17 protein-coding genes are annotated in these 14,584 nt (G+C 32.6%); 12 read left to right on the top strand and 5 right to left on the bottom strand.

Annotation, left to right across the window (positions count from 1 at the left end):
- Nucleotides 1–54 precede the first annotated feature (54 nt).
- Both PRVXT_RS10170 and PRVXT_RS10165 read right to left on the bottom strand, forming a co-directional pair.
- The gene (locus tag PRVXT_RS10170; RefSeq protein ID WP_350342764.1) at nt 55–924 is read right to left on the bottom strand and encodes a tetratricopeptide repeat protein; all 870 of its coding nucleotides are present in this window, start codon (nt 922–924) and stop codon (nt 55–57) included.
- Nucleotides 925–1,007: 83 nt separating this feature from the next.
- A complete protein-coding gene (locus tag PRVXT_RS10165) occupies nt 1,008–1,826 on the bottom strand; it encodes a PIG-L deacetylase family protein (RefSeq protein WP_350342763.1) in 819 nt (272 codons plus the stop codon).
- A gap of 185 nt (nt 1,827–2,011) precedes the next feature.
- Between PRVXT_RS10165 and PRVXT_RS10160 the strand changes: the two genes are divergently transcribed.
- The 5 genes from PRVXT_RS10160 to nth are packed head-to-tail and all read left to right on the top strand — an operon-like array spanning nt 2,012 to nt 5,992.
- Nucleotides 2,012–2,569, top strand: a complete 558-nt coding sequence (locus PRVXT_RS10160; RefSeq protein ID WP_350342762.1) for an RNA polymerase sigma factor — start codon at nt 2,012–2,014, stop codon at nt 2,567–2,569.
- Nucleotides 2,562–4,043, top strand: a complete 1,482-nt coding sequence (locus tag PRVXT_RS10155; protein ID WP_350342761.1) for a PEGA domain-containing protein — start codon at nt 2,562–2,564, stop codon at nt 4,041–4,043. The genes PRVXT_RS10160 and PRVXT_RS10155 overlap by 8 nt, the downstream gene beginning before the upstream one ends.
- A gap of 45 nt (nt 4,044–4,088) precedes the next feature.
- Nucleotides 4,089–4,325, top strand: a complete 237-nt coding sequence (locus PRVXT_RS10150) for a hypothetical protein (protein ID WP_350342760.1) — start codon at nt 4,089–4,091, stop codon at nt 4,323–4,325.
- Nucleotides 4,326–4,383: 58 nt separating this feature from the next.
- Nucleotides 4,384–5,334, top strand: coding sequence for a cation diffusion facilitator family transporter (locus PRVXT_RS10145; RefSeq protein WP_350342759.1), 951 nt, complete (start codon nt 4,384–4,386; stop codon nt 5,332–5,334).
- 22 nt (nt 5,335–5,356) lie between these two features.
- Entirely contained in the window at nt 5,357–5,992 is a 636-nt protein-coding gene (gene nth, locus PRVXT_RS10140) for an endonuclease III (RefSeq protein WP_350342758.1), read from the top strand.
- 52 nt (nt 5,993–6,044) lie between these two features.
- Here the strand turns inward: nth and PRVXT_RS10135 are convergent, their stop codons facing one another.
- The gene (locus tag PRVXT_RS10135) at nt 6,045–6,902 is read right to left on the bottom strand and encodes a DUF4438 domain-containing protein (protein WP_350342757.1); all 858 of its coding nucleotides are present in this window, start codon (nt 6,900–6,902) and stop codon (nt 6,045–6,047) included.
- A gap of 144 nt (nt 6,903–7,046) precedes the next feature.
- Nucleotides 7,047–8,888, bottom strand: a complete 1,842-nt coding sequence (locus PRVXT_RS10130; protein ID WP_350342756.1) for an LTA synthase family protein — start codon at nt 8,886–8,888, stop codon at nt 7,047–7,049.
- Between the two features lie 211 nt (nt 8,889–9,099).
- Here PRVXT_RS10130 and trmL point away from each other — a divergent pair, with 211 nt between their 5' ends.
- From trmL to ltaE, 6 genes are all read left to right on the top strand, one after another.
- Nucleotides 9,100–9,555 (top strand): tRNA (uridine(34)/cytosine(34)/5-carboxymethylaminomethyluridine(34)-2'-O)-methyltransferase TrmL, encoded by a 456-nt coding sequence (gene trmL, locus PRVXT_RS10125; protein ID WP_350342755.1) that lies wholly within the window; start codon nt 9,100–9,102, stop codon nt 9,553–9,555.
- A gap of 15 nt (nt 9,556–9,570) precedes the next feature.
- Complete coding sequence (locus PRVXT_RS10120; protein WP_350342754.1) at nt 9,571–10,203, top strand: YigZ family protein; 633 nt, start codon at nt 9,571–9,573, stop codon at nt 10,201–10,203.
- Nucleotides 10,204–11,058: a TIM barrel protein gene (locus tag PRVXT_RS10115; protein ID WP_350342753.1), complete on the top strand. Its 855-nt coding sequence runs from the start codon at nt 10,204–10,206 to the stop codon at nt 11,056–11,058. It abuts the gene before it with no gap.
- A 1-nt stretch (nt 11,059) separates the two neighbouring features.
- The gene (locus PRVXT_RS10110; protein WP_350342752.1) at nt 11,060–11,779 is read left to right on the top strand and encodes an HAD family hydrolase; all 720 of its coding nucleotides are present in this window, start codon (nt 11,060–11,062) and stop codon (nt 11,777–11,779) included.
- Nucleotides 11,780–11,849: 70 nt separating this feature from the next.
- The gene (locus PRVXT_RS10105) at nt 11,850–12,260 is read left to right on the top strand and encodes a Fur family transcriptional regulator (protein WP_350342751.1); all 411 of its coding nucleotides are present in this window, start codon (nt 11,850–11,852) and stop codon (nt 12,258–12,260) included.
- Nucleotides 12,261–12,308: 48 nt separating this feature from the next.
- A complete protein-coding gene (gene ltaE, locus PRVXT_RS10100; RefSeq protein ID WP_350342750.1) occupies nt 12,309–13,322 on the top strand; it encodes a low-specificity L-threonine aldolase in 1,014 nt (337 codons plus the stop codon).
- A gap of 40 nt (nt 13,323–13,362) precedes the next feature.
- On the opposite strand, the gene PRVXT_RS10095 is transcribed toward ltaE, so the two are convergent.
- Nucleotides 13,363–14,091: an SH3 domain-containing protein gene (locus PRVXT_RS10095; RefSeq protein ID WP_350342749.1), complete on the bottom strand. Its 729-nt coding sequence runs from the start codon at nt 14,089–14,091 to the stop codon at nt 13,363–13,365.
- 129 nt (nt 14,092–14,220) lie between these two features.
- On the opposite strand from PRVXT_RS10095, the gene PRVXT_RS10090 reads away from it, so the two are divergent.
- Nucleotides 14,221–14,475, top strand: coding sequence for a hypothetical protein (locus PRVXT_RS10090; RefSeq protein WP_350342748.1), 255 nt, complete (start codon nt 14,221–14,223; stop codon nt 14,473–14,475).
- Nucleotides 14,476–14,584 lie beyond the last annotated feature (109 nt).

The following is a 14,584-nucleotide window of genomic DNA, read 5'->3' as shown; positions in this document are numbered from 1 at the left end:
AAACTAACCTAAAAAAAGGCTAGTTTGATTTATTTAATTATAACATAACAGAAGCTATTTATTTTTGTTTTTTATTTCCTTTAACATTTTATTTATTTGAATTCTGTAATGAGGGTGCTTAATTTTATCTAATGCTTGTTCTAGTGTTTCTTTAGCTTTATCATAAAGATCCTCGCTCATGTATAGCTTCGCTAGAGCGGTGTAAGCAGGCATATAGCGCTTATTCCTCATTAAAACTTCTTTGAATGTTTGTTCACATTTATCAAAGAGATTTAATTTTTGATAAGTTCTAGCTAAGCTAAACCAAAGCTCTGGCGAATTTGGTTTTTGTTGGACTGCCTTGCTATAATAACTAGCAGCGTTGTTATAGTCTTTTAATTTATACAAAACGTCAGCTTTTAAAGTAATGTAGTAATTATTGGAATGATTAATTTTTAAAATTCTATCTAGCACTGTGTTAGCCTTATTATATTCTCCAATATTTATTAGACTATAAGTTTTATGGCCTAACACTTTAACATTATTTTCCTGTTTTAAGTATCTATTACATAATTTAATTGCCAACTTATAGCGCTTGCTTAAATTTAGATATACTATTGATTTTTCCATTTTTTTAAGAGAAGGAGATATTTTATAGCTTAACCATAAATACAACAATATTATATTAAACTGCATTTCTATGGGTAGCTTAAATCTTAGTTCTCTAAACTTTGGAATTTGAGTAAATACAATTAAAGTAAAGTAACCTCCGCTTAAATACTTTAGAAAAGTGGAGTTTAACTGAGTGCCGATATAATATACGGCAAAGAAAAGCAATAGGTTTAAATTAAGAGATATCCAATTAAATGACATTAACCTTAATTTTTTTCTATTGATGATAATGAAGAATAAATTAACTAGTACTATAATTATAAGTTCAGTCATAATCTAGCCCCCTTACTTTAGATTTTATTAGGTAACTGTGGTACTTGTCAACAAAATAAAAAGGAACTGATAAAAAACAGTTCCTAGTAAGGGAATGAATGAATATTATGAAAAGCTCTGAAAGATTCTCCATAATTAACTTTACTATTAGTGGCACAGTAACGTCCCATTCGCATAATGCTGTTTGTATATACGTGTTTATATACAGGGACATCAACTTTTTGGCATAGATAAGACTTGACTTTTTCCTCTATTGTATCCTCGATATTTACTAAAATGGTATTTTTTCTACTACCGTATAAATAAACTTTAGTGTTATCGCCAATATCAGAAGCTAGCTGCAATGTGGCTTTTCCAACGGCCATATTATCTGGATGAGATGCTACTCTTAGAGGAAAATGTGGATCAAATGTAATTATTAAATCAGGGTCTATTTCATGCCATATGTTTCTTAAATCCACCATTAGTTTGGTCTGGTCCACATTGTATTGAGGGTAATGTAAAAAGCGCAAATCACCAAATCCCAGATGTTTTTGAGACCTCAACTGTGTATCTTGTCTTTGTGAGCCGTAATTAACTAAGTTAGCACCTTTCTCTCCTTCACAAACGTCTACTACGGTTACATTTATACCTTGGTTAACTAATTTTTTAATAGTTCCCCCTGCGAAAAAGATAAAATCAGCAGGATGTGGTGATATAACTAGCGCATTTTTAACATCTTCAAATAAAATTTTGGAGGCTTGATGAGCAAGATCTGGGTCCATAGGTTTTACACTCTTTCGAAAGTTATTATAAGCCAAATACCCTGCGAAAGTAAGTGTTGCACCTACTCCTAACCCGATTAATAGGCCTTTGTTTTTTGTTAAATGAGATATTTTTGATTTATTATTTTTTTTAAACATTTAAGCACCTGCCTTTTTCACTCTTATAACTATGTTTTGTGAAAAGTTCATTTGATATACTTAATTTAACTTTTAAGTCAACTAGAAAAAAGGAAAAAGTTGTGTTAATCTAAAAATAAAGTTTAAAAAATGAAACTTTTTTGTTTTATTTACGTCTATATATATGAAGGCGGGAGGGAAGTTATTTGGAGGAGCAAGTTTTAGTTAAAAGATTTATAGATGGTGAGCAATCTGCCTTCATTGAGGTTTATAATATGTATTTTCAAGATGTTTATAATTTTGTTGCTTATTCAGTAGGAATAACATGTTGTGAAGATGTAACTCAAGAAATTTTTGTAAAAGTATATCGCAAAATGAAATCATTTAAAGGGAAAAGTAGTATTAAAAGCTGGGTCTTTAACATAGCTAGAAGGTCTGTTTATGACCATTATAGAAAAAATAAAAAACATTTAAACTTAGATGATTATAGTGGTAAATTAATGACTAATATAACTCCAGAAGATATTCTAGAACATAAAAGTGAGTTGGAAAGCACCTTAAAAATTTTGGGCACCTTAAAGTGTGAACAAAGAACTGTTATTCTTTTAAGAAGATTACATGGTTTTAGTATAAAAGAAACCTCTAAAATTATGGGCGTAAAGGAAAGTGCTGTAAAGACGCTATTGCACAGGGGTATGAAGAATCTAGAGAATAAAAGCTCTGCAGATTTTTGTACAAATAAGGGAGTGATAAATTATGAGTAATAAAGAGCAAAACTCTCACAGTAAACACATAAACAAAATAAATGAACTTCCTGATGTAAAAGCCCCTTTAGGTACAAAAGAAAAGATGTTAAGTAATATACTAGAGGAAGAAAATAATAATTACAGTTTACTACATAGACTATTGCCCCATATAAAACCATTAGCGTTTGTTGCCTCAATGGTATTATTGTTTTTCTTTGCTAACTTAAAAGTGGGAATAATACCACAAACAGGGGTTGATGAATTTGATTTAAAGGTAATCTCCAACATTGAAGGTGCAGAGGTATTTTTAGATGGCCAAAAAATTGGCAATACACCAATGACATATACCATGGAAAAAGATGAAGGAGACATTAACTCAATGTCTATAAGAAAACCAGGATATTTAATATGGCAAGGAGATTTTCAATGCGGAGGGCCTGAAGAACTAATACAAAGTTTTGAATCATCAGATGAGTACTCAATATTCTTTAGCAACAATCAAGTTAACATAGAGGGGAAGTTAATGCCGGCAAATCCAAATATGGTTAAGTTAGACTCTAATGCTGAAAATACATCAGTGATGTTAAATGGAAGATGGGTGGGGGAAACTCCTATCACCTTAGAATTAGAAAAGAATTACAATAATCATTTAAAACTAATAGCCCCTGATAAGGATAAGGTAACATTATCTTTAAGCACAGGAGATAAACTGAAATTAGGGGAATCTGAAAATGCTCAGTTAAAATACTCAGAGCATGGCTATGCTATACATGTCACCCTTGAGGATATTTGGATACCTAAACATTCTATCTGGCTAAATGATAATAATGTAGCAAAATTTTTGCAAAGAGATGGAGAACTTAAAACACAAGTTATCAATTTAGAAAGAAAAGAAATAAGAGAATCATCTTTAGATGAGGTATTAAAAGAGTTTTTAACTATAGAGAACTATGATGAAATATATGGAGATAGTTTGCAATTTGAAGAGCCACAAATTAAAACTCTTAACATTTCAGACATTATAAGAAAAAAAGCAAACATATCTAATAACAGTCTTTTTGGTGTAAAAGAAGGTCCAGAAATTCTTATAGAAGATTTGCTAACGGGCACCGTTTATGCTGATATTAAAGGTGAGCATAAAGTTTTAAACTCATCCACAAACGCTATATACCTTTGGTCAGAGCAGGAAAATATAATACTTAGATATTGTCTTGTAGAGGAAGAGTCTGAAGTTTTTTCTCTAGGAAGATTTCCAAAGGAAATTGAAGAAATAAAAAAGGTAAAAAAATATCACAATCAGTTAATATTATTAATAGATGATGAGATATATTTCAAAGAAGACGGTTCATTTAAAAATCCAGAAGGGTTTAATAACATGGAATATTTCATCTTAGATGAAAAAGGAGAACATATGCTAATATTTGTTAAGGAAAATTATCTCAACATTTGGCAATATAATTTAAATAGTGGAGAATACAAAAAAATTTACTAATTAAGAAAGCCACTGGGCAACCTAACTAAAAAAGGAGGTTGTCCTGTGGCTTTAATTTGTCCAGTGTGTAATGGTGTCAAACAAGTATTTAAGGCCTGCCCTACCTGCAATAAAACAATGGAAGAGGCAGGGAGTATAAGTCAGTTTTTAGATCCATATAGCCCTTACTTATCTGTCAATGATGGAGAGTTAGGTGATAAAGATAAAACATGTACACATCTATTTTTTTGTGAGATTTGTAATACTGATAAGAGAATAGAAGTAGAAAAAATTAGCTGGTAGTTTGTTCTGGATAAAATATATGGTAAAATTATGTTAATATTATTTTGAGGTGAACAAAATGTCAAAAACCAGATATAAAGAGGGTCTGAAAGTAACCGTTGTGGGTATGGTTTCCAATATATTGTTAACTATTTTAAAAGCGGTGTTAGGTTTTGTGTCAGGTAGTACCGCTCTCGTAGCTGACGCAGCCCATTCTTTTACCGATATTGTAGGTAGCGGAGTTGTTTTAGGTGGTATTAAATGGGCTAATCAGCCACCTGATGAAACCCATCATTATGGACATTATAAGGCAGAATCTGTGGTCGCCAAAATTATCGCTATAATCTTAGTTGTTACGGGAGGTGCCATAGGATATTCCGCAATTTCTGTTTTAATTGAGGGAGATATGGATGTGCCGGGGACAGTTGCGATATATGCCCTTATAATTTCGCTACTGACAAAAGAAGGTCTTTATAGATATATTTCAAGAGTTGGAAAAAAAATTCAAAGCTCTGCTATTATGGCCGATGCTTGGCATCAAAGAACAGATGCTCTTTCATCTGTAGCTGCATTAGCAGGAGTGTTAGGTGCAACCCTAGGCTTTCCTTTTTTTGATCCTGTTGCAGGTATAATTGTTTCGGGAATGATTATGTATAGCGGGGCTAAAATTTTTATGGATGCGGTAAAAGAACTTATGGATACAGCACCAGAACCAGAGATATTGGAAGAGATTAAGCAAACAGCATTAGGTGTAAAGGGGTTAAAAGAACTTAATGATGTTAAGGCTAGATGGCACGGTGCAAAGATTTTAGTGGATTTAAAGATATGTGTTGATCCTCAAGCTACAGTAGAAAAAGGTCACTCTATAGCAGCACAAGCAAAAGAAATGGTGATAAAAACCGTTGATGATGTAGGTGATGTTTTGATACATGTAAATCCTTGTAATCATACCGGTGATGAGAAAAATGAATCTGAGTGTGTAGCGTGTCCTAGGAGTAAAAGAGGCATTAAAGGGGTTTATATTGAGTAACGTAAAGGGGGAGGAGCAAGTTATGGAAGAAAAAAAAATAATTAAAGTTTTAGAGACTTTAGATAACACTTATCCCGATGCTAAGTGTGGCTTAGATTATACTACGGCATATGAATTGTTAGTAGCTACAATACTTTCAGCGCAATGTACTGATAAACGTGTTAACCTGGTAACAGAAAAACTATTTAAAAAAGCAAATACTCCTCAAAAAATGCTAGAGCTGGGAATTGATAATTTAAAACCAATTATCAAGGAATGTGGTTTATACAATAATAAAAGTAAAAACATAATAAGTATGAGTGAAGATTTAATTGACAAACATAGCGGTGAAGTGCCTAAATCTTTAAAACATTTAGTTAAGCTAGGGGGAGTAGGAAGAAAAACAGCCAACGTGGTCTTAAGTAATGCATTTAGCGTGCCTGCAATAGCTGTTGACACTCATGTTTTTAGAGTATCTAATAGAATAGGGTTGGCTAACACACAAAATGTTGACCAAACAGAAAAGCAGTTAATGGACAATATTCCCCAAAAGTGGTGGAGCCATGGGCACCATTTGCTAATTCACCACGGAAGAAATATTTGTGTCGCAAGAAAACCTAAATGTCATATATGTCCGATACATACTACATGTAGATATGCTGCAAAACATAATAGTTAAACTTAGGAGGCTGATAAGATTTTATCTTATCAGCCTCCTAAGTTTAAAAAAATTATTTAAGATTTAAGTAATTAACTATATTCGCCTCTGAATTTTTCTTTCCTTTGATTTTGCTCTCTTTACAAGTTAAAAGAGTAGTAACTCCCGGCCCATGACCTCCAATTATACAGTCGCTGTGTATTACTATTCCTATAGTTACAGCTCCTTTTAAGTATCCTCTGCTGTAGGTGGTATCACAGTCTCTTAAAAGCACAATATCACCCAGCTTTAATTTATCTAACCCAAAATCTTTATAATCCTGTGGGTCAGCAGTTTGAATGTCATAATCACCTCTGTATGCAGGTGAGCCGATGCCAGAACCCATTAATCTAGCTGGCACTTCTGTAACTACATCCACCTCTAAATTCCCGTTGTCTTGCTTTCTAATGCCTAATTGTTCAAACAATTTTGGGTCAAGATTATAGATTTTAATATCTTCGTAACTTTCAATTTCTAAACCATTACCAAAAGCCTTTATTTGTATTTTATCTCCTATTGATAGTTTTTCCATTATTTCATCCTCGAAATGAATAAGAGTATGTTCTATACCACCGTGGAAGCCTGTCACTACTCCTTTTTCACCCTTAGCTTCGCCACTTATTACTTTAGCTTCATTACCTACGCAAGCCATACAGTTAAGTCCGCTATTTTTAAGAGCATCAGAAAGTTGGATGCTTACTCCCGGCTCTACATGATCACCTTTCCAGCCACTGGCATAGTCTCCAACTTTAACATTATAGGTAATTCCTCCTGTACCAGGAACCATGTGGGCTTGCCCTTCAGTATCAAAACGATATGTACGGGCTCTTGGATGGCTAATTTCACCACAAACAGATTGCATAACTAGCTTATCTTGATTAGTCTTTAACATTATTTATTTTCCTCCTTATTTATTTAGGATATAGAAACAATTCTATATTTAATAGTAGTAATCCTTCTTTAAATTTAGAATAATTTTTATAAATAAAAAATTATTCCCATTTTTTAATATGTTGACTGATTATATTGAAAATAATTATTCAGATATTAAATTATTATCTAGTATATATTCTGACAAATTAAGCTTATACAAAGCTTTTTTATAGCCATCCTTACAGTTACTTAAATCAACAGGTTCCCCTGTTTTAAGGTTCCAAGCCGTACTGTTTTCAAAAACGCCATCGTTAGACATTAAAAAGATTTTATCATCATCAATAAATGAACCTTTACCCATAGGATCTTTTATCACTGCGAAGCCTTCGTCGACATTAAAAAGGTTTCTACCTAAAATTGGTACCCCATCAAGTTTTAATCCCATTAAATTGCCAACAGTAGGATAAAAGTCAATCATGCCTCCAGTGGTACTAATTGTTTCATTTAGATCTGAATTGGGGATATGAATAATCATAGGTACTTTATACATTTCATCATGGGTAAAAGTCTTTCCTATAAGTTTACTAACAAGTTGGTTAGCATTTTCGTCTTCTACACGTAATCCTTTGTGGTCACCGTAAATAATAAATATAGAATTATCATAGAGGTCTTTTTCTTTAAGGTTTTTTAAAAAAGATCCTATCATGGTATCTAAATACTTTACTGTTTGTAAGTAATCACCTACCAGTGTATCATGGTAGCTTTTTGGAAGATCCAAAAAATGATATTTTTCATCCATTTTAAATGGGGTATGAGACGTTAAGGTTATATACTTAGCATAAAATGGTTGGGGACTATCCATAAGATAATCTAGTGACTGATCAAATACAGATCCATCACTAATACCCATCCCAATTATTTCATCATCATATAATTGTTCCATACTAATAAAGCTGTCAATGCCTTGAGTTTTATAAAAATCTTCTCGGTTCCAAAACTCTGCGTGAAAACCATGAAAAACCATGGTACTGTAGTCCTTTTGCTCTTTTAGGAGCTGAGGGAATGACATAAAGCTATTTTCTTCGTATCTGCTATAGGTTTGTACATTATCGGAAGGATAGAAAGAGTTATTTGACACAAACTCTGCATCAGATGTATTACCAGTACTTACTTGTTCAAAATAATTATCAAAATAAAAACTATCCTTAGCAATAAGCCCATTAAGGACAGGAGTAATATATTGGCCATTAACTTTTTTGTTGATTACAAAGTTATGGATTGATTCCAGTTGTAAAATAAAGATGTTTTTATTTTCTGCTAAACCAAAGGTATCTTCATCAATCAGATCATTTTGGTGAATATATTGGTCTATATCCTTCTTTTTTTGTTCTGAAGGTCTGTTTGATAAAAGGCTGTATATATCATAAAAATGATAATTCATTAAACCTAAATTGTAAGGTGAATACACACCCTTTGAAGAGTAAACAATATTTGAGTTAACAAATAAAGTAGTTAAAATTAATATTATAGCAAGTGATATTGAGACTAGTTTATGTTTTTTTTGTAGTAAAATGTTTGAACTAAATTTTTTAGAATAATACAAAAGGAAAAAACAGTCTAAAAAAAACAAGAAATATATTGGTTTAATTAATGTAAATATACTTTCTGACACTCCACCTATTTGTCCTATTTGGTATACACTGTGAATAGGTATCAAAGTAAAAAAATGGCTAAAGTACAATTTTTCTATAAAAAATAGCGACGAAATTAAGAAATGGGCTATTAACAAGTTTCGTATTCTATTTTCCTTTGAACATATATCTACTAAACAATAAATGGCTAAAACAAGGATGAAATTATTAAATGTTATTAATAAGATTCCTGAATTTAAATTCATAAAGTGGTGAAAAATAAGCATTTTAATAAGCGTCAAAGTGCTAAATAAAAGCACTTCTTTTAAGTGTTCATAACCTAAGTTAAGTTTATTTAATTTTTTAAACCCCATTAACCTTCCCCCTTTTAAATTTTAAAAACATCTTCGTTATTTAAACCCAAAAGTTGTACCACTGTGTTTATTTTATCATAATATTTTCTATAAAAAATTACTAGCCCCTTTTATAAACTTAAAAAAACTTAAATAACTTTACTTGTTTTGCACCTTTTACAAAGGTTTGATAATATATGAATTAAGAAAATAGAAGAAAGAAGGTAAGCTTATGTTTAATATCGTGCTAGTAGAACCTGAGATCCCCCATAACACTGGTAATATTATTAGGACTTGCGCAGCAACTAACTCAAAGTTACACTTAATTAAACCGTTGGGTTTTTCCCTTGATGATAAAAACTTAAAAAGAGCAGGCCTTGACTATCGAGATCTAGCCATGGTTGATATACATAATAATTTAGTGGAGTTTTTTGAAAAATTTGAAGGAAAACAATTTTATTATTTGACTACTAAGGTAAGTAAACCTTATCATAAAGTTAAATTTAAAGATGGTGATTTTTTACTTTTTGGCAAGGAGACTGCCGGTTTACCAGAAGACTTAATCAAATCAAACCCCGATACCGCAATAACAGTTCCTATGGTTAAAAAAGCAAGGTCATTAAATCTTTCCAATTCAGTAGCTTTGGTAGTTTATGAAGCTTTGAGGCAGACGGGGTTCAATTTTTAATGGGAGGGAACTTTTGTGTTAGATAGTTATAGAGCTATTAATAAAAAAGAGCAGGCAGAATTGGAAGTGAAAAAATCAAAGTTTATAGCAGTTGCTGCTCCAGCAAAAACAGAAGAAGAAGCTTTATCTATAGTTGAAGAAGTTAATAAAAGGCATCATAGTGCAACCCACAATGTATATGCATATTTGATTGGACAAGATGAACGAATACAAAAAAGCAATGATGATGGAGAACCTTCAGGAACAGCAGGCAAGCCCATTTTGGAACTTATTAAAAAAGAAAAGCTTAAAAATGTTGTTGTAGTGGTAACTAGATATTTTGGTGGCATAAAACTTGGGACAGGGGGGCTGATTAGAGCTTATAGTCAAAGTGCTAAGGCAGCGTTAATTAAATCCGGCATTGGGCATATGCAGCTTTTAACAAAAGTATCTACAGCTTTTGATTACTCATTTCATGGCAAGATAGAAAACTACCTACAGCCATTAAAATTGATAAACAGCATCCAATTTACCGATAAAGTTGAAATGGAACTATTACTAAAGAATCATCAGATACCAGAAATAAGACAGGATTTATTAAACATTACCAGTGGACAATTGAAATTTAGTGAAGGTGAAAAACTATATAGTTTTAAGGAGGAAAAATAATTGATAAGATTTGGACCGGCAGGAAATTCAAATTTATTTTATGATGAAGGAAACAAAAGTTCCTTGCAAATACCACAGTGGCTTAAGCAAAAAGGGTTAACTGCTTATGAATACCAATGCGGACGTGGGGTGCGAGTAAAGGAAGAATTTTGTGAAAAACTGAAAAAAGAATGTCAAAAATATGATATAGCGTTGAGCCTTCATGCCCCATACTTTATTAATTTGGCATCCACAGACAGAGAAAAACTGGATAAAAGCATTGGGCATATTAGCAAATCACTAAAAGCTGTTAACGACATGGGAGGCACGAAGATTGTTGTGCACCCTGGCTCTGCCCCTAAAGAAGAAGACAGAAAAGAAGTTGTGGCAAGAGCTAAATTTTTTTTGGAGGAAGTTTTACAAAAAACTAAATCCTATGAGCATGTCAAGATTGGTTTGGAGCTAATGGGAAAGATAAATCAATTGGGGAATTTAGCTGAAATTTTAGAGCTTTGCTTAGTGAACCCTAAGCGATGTATTCCAGTAATAGACTTTGGGCATTTACATGCTAGAGAACATGGAAGTTTAAATAATAAAGAAGAATTTGGTAGGGTGGTTGATAAAATAGGTTCTATACTAGGTGAAGATGTAGTAAAAAATCTACATGCCCACTTTAGCCCAATAGAGTTTAGCAAAGGGGGAGAAAAAAAGCACCGGGTTTTTGCAGATAAAGGCTTTGGACCAAGATTTGAAGATTTTCTTCCTATAATTTTAGAAAATAATATGACTCCAACAATTATTTGTGAATCTTCAGGTATGCAGACAGAAGATGCTATTTTTATGAAAAACTTATATTTACAAAATAGGAGTGATTAAAATGTTAAAAGCTGTGTTATTTGATTTAGATGGGACTTTACTAAAGTTAAATGTTGACAGTTTTCTACCCAGATACGTAGAAAGTATATCTGAAAAAGTAAAGCATAAAATTCCATCTAAACAATTTAAAAAAGCGTTGTTTGCTGGAACAGAAAAAATGGTAGAGAATGTGGAGCCAAATAAAACCAATAAAGATGTTTTTATGGAAACTTTTTTCTCTTTAACAAAAGCCGACGAAAAAGAGATTTTGCCAGTTTTTGATGAATTTTATTCAAAAGAATTTTCTAAACTTCAAAAAGATATAAAAGCGGTAGAAGGCGCAAAAGAAGTGGTGGAGTTTTGCAAAAATGAAAATCTAAAGGTGGTATTAGCAACAAATCCTGTTTTCCCAAAAGAAGCAACCTATGAAAGAGTGAGATGGGCTGACCTAAATATTGACGATTTTGATTTAGTTACCACCTATGAGAATATGACCGCAACAAAGCCTAATCTAAATTATTATCAGGAAATTTTAAATAAAATTGATGTCAAAGCTGAAGAAACTCTTATGGTAGGAAATGATTGTCAGGAAGATCTGGTTGTAGCAAAGCTTGGAATAAAAACTTATTTAGTAGATGACGGATTGGTTATAGACAGAAGTGGAGGTAATTACCTTACCGATTATCAGGGCCCACTTAAAGATTTGCCCAAAGTTATTAAAAAAATCAATATTTATTATTGACAGAAAAGTTTTTTCTTGATAACATTTAGTAAGAACTATTACTAATTAACAGCGAGAAAGGGGTGTTTATATGTCTACGCAGCAAAGAATGACCAAGCAACGAAAGAAGATTTTAGAAACGTTACAATCAACTACCTGTCACCCCACTGCAGATTGGATTTATAATGAAGTAAAAAAAGAAATGCCTACTATTAGTTTAGGTACTGTATATAGGAATTTGAATGTTTTAAAAGAACAAGGAAAAATATTAGAGCTTAATTATGGGAGTACTTTTAGTAGATATGATGGTAATCCAAAAAATCACTACCATTTTACATGTAGGACATGTCAGAAAGTATATGATGTAGATATTCCTTTACAAGATGAACTTGATAAAGAAATAAGCTCTGTAAATGGCCATAAAGTTAAAGAGCATCGTATAGAATTTTATGGTGTATGCAAGGAGTGTTTAAAAGAAGAAGGAAAAAAGACGTTAAACTAGTTTTTTACTAGTTTGACGTTTTTTAATATGTTAAGAGGAGGCACCAAAATGATTGAGTTAAGAAGTGATACTTTTACAGTGGCTACAGCTGAAATGCGTAAAGCTATGGCTGAAGCAAAGGTAGGTGATGATGTATATGGAGAGGATCCTACAGTAAATTTGCTTCAACAGAAAGTGGCAAAAGTGTTTGGAAAAGAAAAGTCTTTGTTTGTTCCAACAGGAACCATGGGTAATTTACTCGCTGTGTTATCTGTATGTGATAGAGGGGATGAAATTATAACGGAGAGTAATATGCATATTTTTAAATATGAAGTAGCCAACATAGCGGCCTTAGCTTCAGTTCAGATCCACCCCCTCTCTGGTGTAGATGGTAAAATACCTCTGGATTACATAAAGAATGCTATAAGAGAAGATAACATCCATTTCCCTAAAACTAAAATGATTGCACTAGAAAATACCCATAACATGGCTGGAGGAAAAGTTTTAGATAAGCCATATATAGACGCTGTAGCAAAGTTAGCTAAAAAAAATAGTTTACACCTACATATAGATGGCGCAAGAATTTTTAACGCCCAGGTTAGCTTGGGTATACCTATGCATAAGTTAGTTGAAAATGTTGATTCGGTTATGGTTTGCCTATCTAAAGGACTAGGAGCTCCTGTGGGTTCAATGTTGGTAGGGAATGATGAGCTGATTGCTAAAGCACTTAAATATAGAAAAATGCTTGGCGGGGGTATGAGGCAGTGGGGGCACAGTGCTGCTGCAGGATTAATGGCACTAAAAGAAGGACCAGAAAATTTATTGAAAGATCATCAGCATTGTAAAATGATAGGAGAATCATTATCTATACAACCATGGATAAAGTCAGTTGATTATTCCACTAATATTTGTAGATTCGTGGTAGAGAAAGAAATTTCAAATAAATTAATCAGATATATGGAAGATAATAAGGTGAAAATCCAACGAACAGGAAACTTTTTTAGGATTGTAACTCACCTAAATATTACTAAAAATGACGTAGAAAAAGTTATCAAAGTAATTAACGATTTTAGTAAAGCGTAAAAAAAGGTAGCCTTTAAATTGGCTACCTTTTACTATATATCTAAAATTGAATATCATTGCTAAGAGGAGCATAAATCCATGCACTTGTACCATCATTTAGAATTACTTTATTCCAATCACCATTAGAATCTACTATTCTAACTATATCCCCTCTTGAGACGGTGGTAATTCTAGAATGGTTTGTTCCAGGACCTTGACGAACGTTTACTGTACCGGCATTTATGTACTCTAGATCATGTCCAGATTGGGGTTGTACTAGCCAAGCAGCAATCCATCCAGTTTCACCATTTATTGAGCCTTTTATCCAGCGATCTTCGTACTTTATAGCCTTAATCACGTCATTTCTTGAAACAGTTGCAACTCTTGAATAAGAAGTCCCTCCACCAGAGCGAAAGTTTACGGTGCCCGCATCAACGACTACATTACCAGCACTATGTTGTGAACTATTGTCTTGTTGTGGATCATCGTTAGAATTACTATCGGTATCTTCACTGACTGGAGCATCTCCATTAGCTTTGATGTTGTTTAATTCATTCTTTAAATCATTATACTTGACCGTAAGTTCATTAATTTTTTCTTCTTGGTTATTTAAACTTTCTTCTACATCAGAACGAAAAACAGATAAAATGTTGTCTAAATAACTTTTGCTAATTAAAGGATCATTTTCACTACCAGGCTGTGCAGTATTGGTCCATCCCACTTGAGCACTTACAACGGAAAAAACTATAACTAAAGTTACTATAATTGCTACCTTTGTCTTTTTCTGCAACTATTACCCCTCCTTATGGTTTGTGTATTTGTAAAATTCGACAAGAGCTTATAAAATCCTGCTTTTTTTGGCTAAATAAGAATACCTTATTTTACTAGGCATACTTTATTTATTAGGAGGTGTTAGTTAATGACAAAAGGATATTTTAAAACCTTAGGTGTTATTGCAATGATAATAGTGGCTTTACTATACTATCCAAGGGTTAGCACTGATTACATAGGAGGATACTTTGCTATAGTGTGGTACTTTGTAGCGGTGTTGTCTTTAGTAGCTAGCTTTAAACAAATGAGCAAAGAGGAACAGCAGTCCGAAGAAGAAAGTAGGACATTTAAGCAGAATAGAGCTTCATATGAAAGAGACAGAGGTTATAAAGTCAGGGGTTAAGATACGTTAAAACTAAATTGGATACAAAAAAGAAATTGTTCTTTTTTGTATTTTTTTGTGTTTTAAAGGGGAAAATCTGTTATAATACAGAGAATGGAGGTGTATTTAA

Origin of the sequence: Proteinivorax tanatarense, assembly GCF_040267685.1 — a bacterium.
In the GTDB taxonomy this organism is placed as follows: Bacteria; Bacillota; Proteinivoracia; order Proteinivoracales; family Proteinivoracaceae; genus Proteinivorax; species Proteinivorax tanatarense.
This window is presented reverse-complemented; position numbering and strand designations above follow the sequence as displayed.

Coding starts and splice junctions, on each gene's coding strand:
- PRVXT_RS10155 (WP_350342761.1), top strand. CDS start 2,562: ATGAGTAATAAAGAGCAAAACTCTCACAGTAAACACATAAACAAAATA.
- PRVXT_RS10105 (WP_350342751.1), top strand. CDS start 11,850: ATGTCTACGCAGCAAAGAATGACCAAGCAACGAAAGAAGATTTTAGAA.
- ltaE (WP_350342750.1), top strand. CDS start 12,309: ATGATTGAGTTAAGAAGTGATACTTTTACAGTGGCTACAGCTGAAATG.
- PRVXT_RS10170 (WP_350342764.1), bottom strand. CDS start 924: ATGACTGAACTTATAATTATAGTACTAGTTAATTTATTCTTCATTATC.
- PRVXT_RS10130 (WP_350342756.1), bottom strand. CDS start 8,888: ATGGGGTTTAAAAAATTAAATAAACTTAACTTAGGTTATGAACACTTA.
- PRVXT_RS10135 (WP_350342757.1), bottom strand. CDS start 6,902: ATGTTAAAGACTAATCAAGATAAGCTAGTTATGCAATCTGTTTGTGGT.
- nth (WP_350342758.1), top strand. CDS start 5,357: ATGGAAGAAAAAAAAATAATTAAAGTTTTAGAGACTTTAGATAACACT.
- PRVXT_RS10145 (WP_350342759.1), top strand. CDS start 4,384: ATGTCAAAAACCAGATATAAAGAGGGTCTGAAAGTAACCGTTGTGGGT.
- trmL (WP_350342755.1), top strand. CDS start 9,100: ATGTTTAATATCGTGCTAGTAGAACCTGAGATCCCCCATAACACTGGT.
- PRVXT_RS10165 (WP_350342763.1), bottom strand. CDS start 1,826: ATGTTTAAAAAAAATAATAAATCAAAAATATCTCATTTAACAAAAAAC.
- PRVXT_RS10090 (WP_350342748.1), top strand. CDS start 14,221: ATGACAAAAGGATATTTTAAAACCTTAGGTGTTATTGCAATGATAATA.
- PRVXT_RS10110 (WP_350342752.1), top strand. CDS start 11,060: ATGTTAAAAGCTGTGTTATTTGATTTAGATGGGACTTTACTAAAGTTA.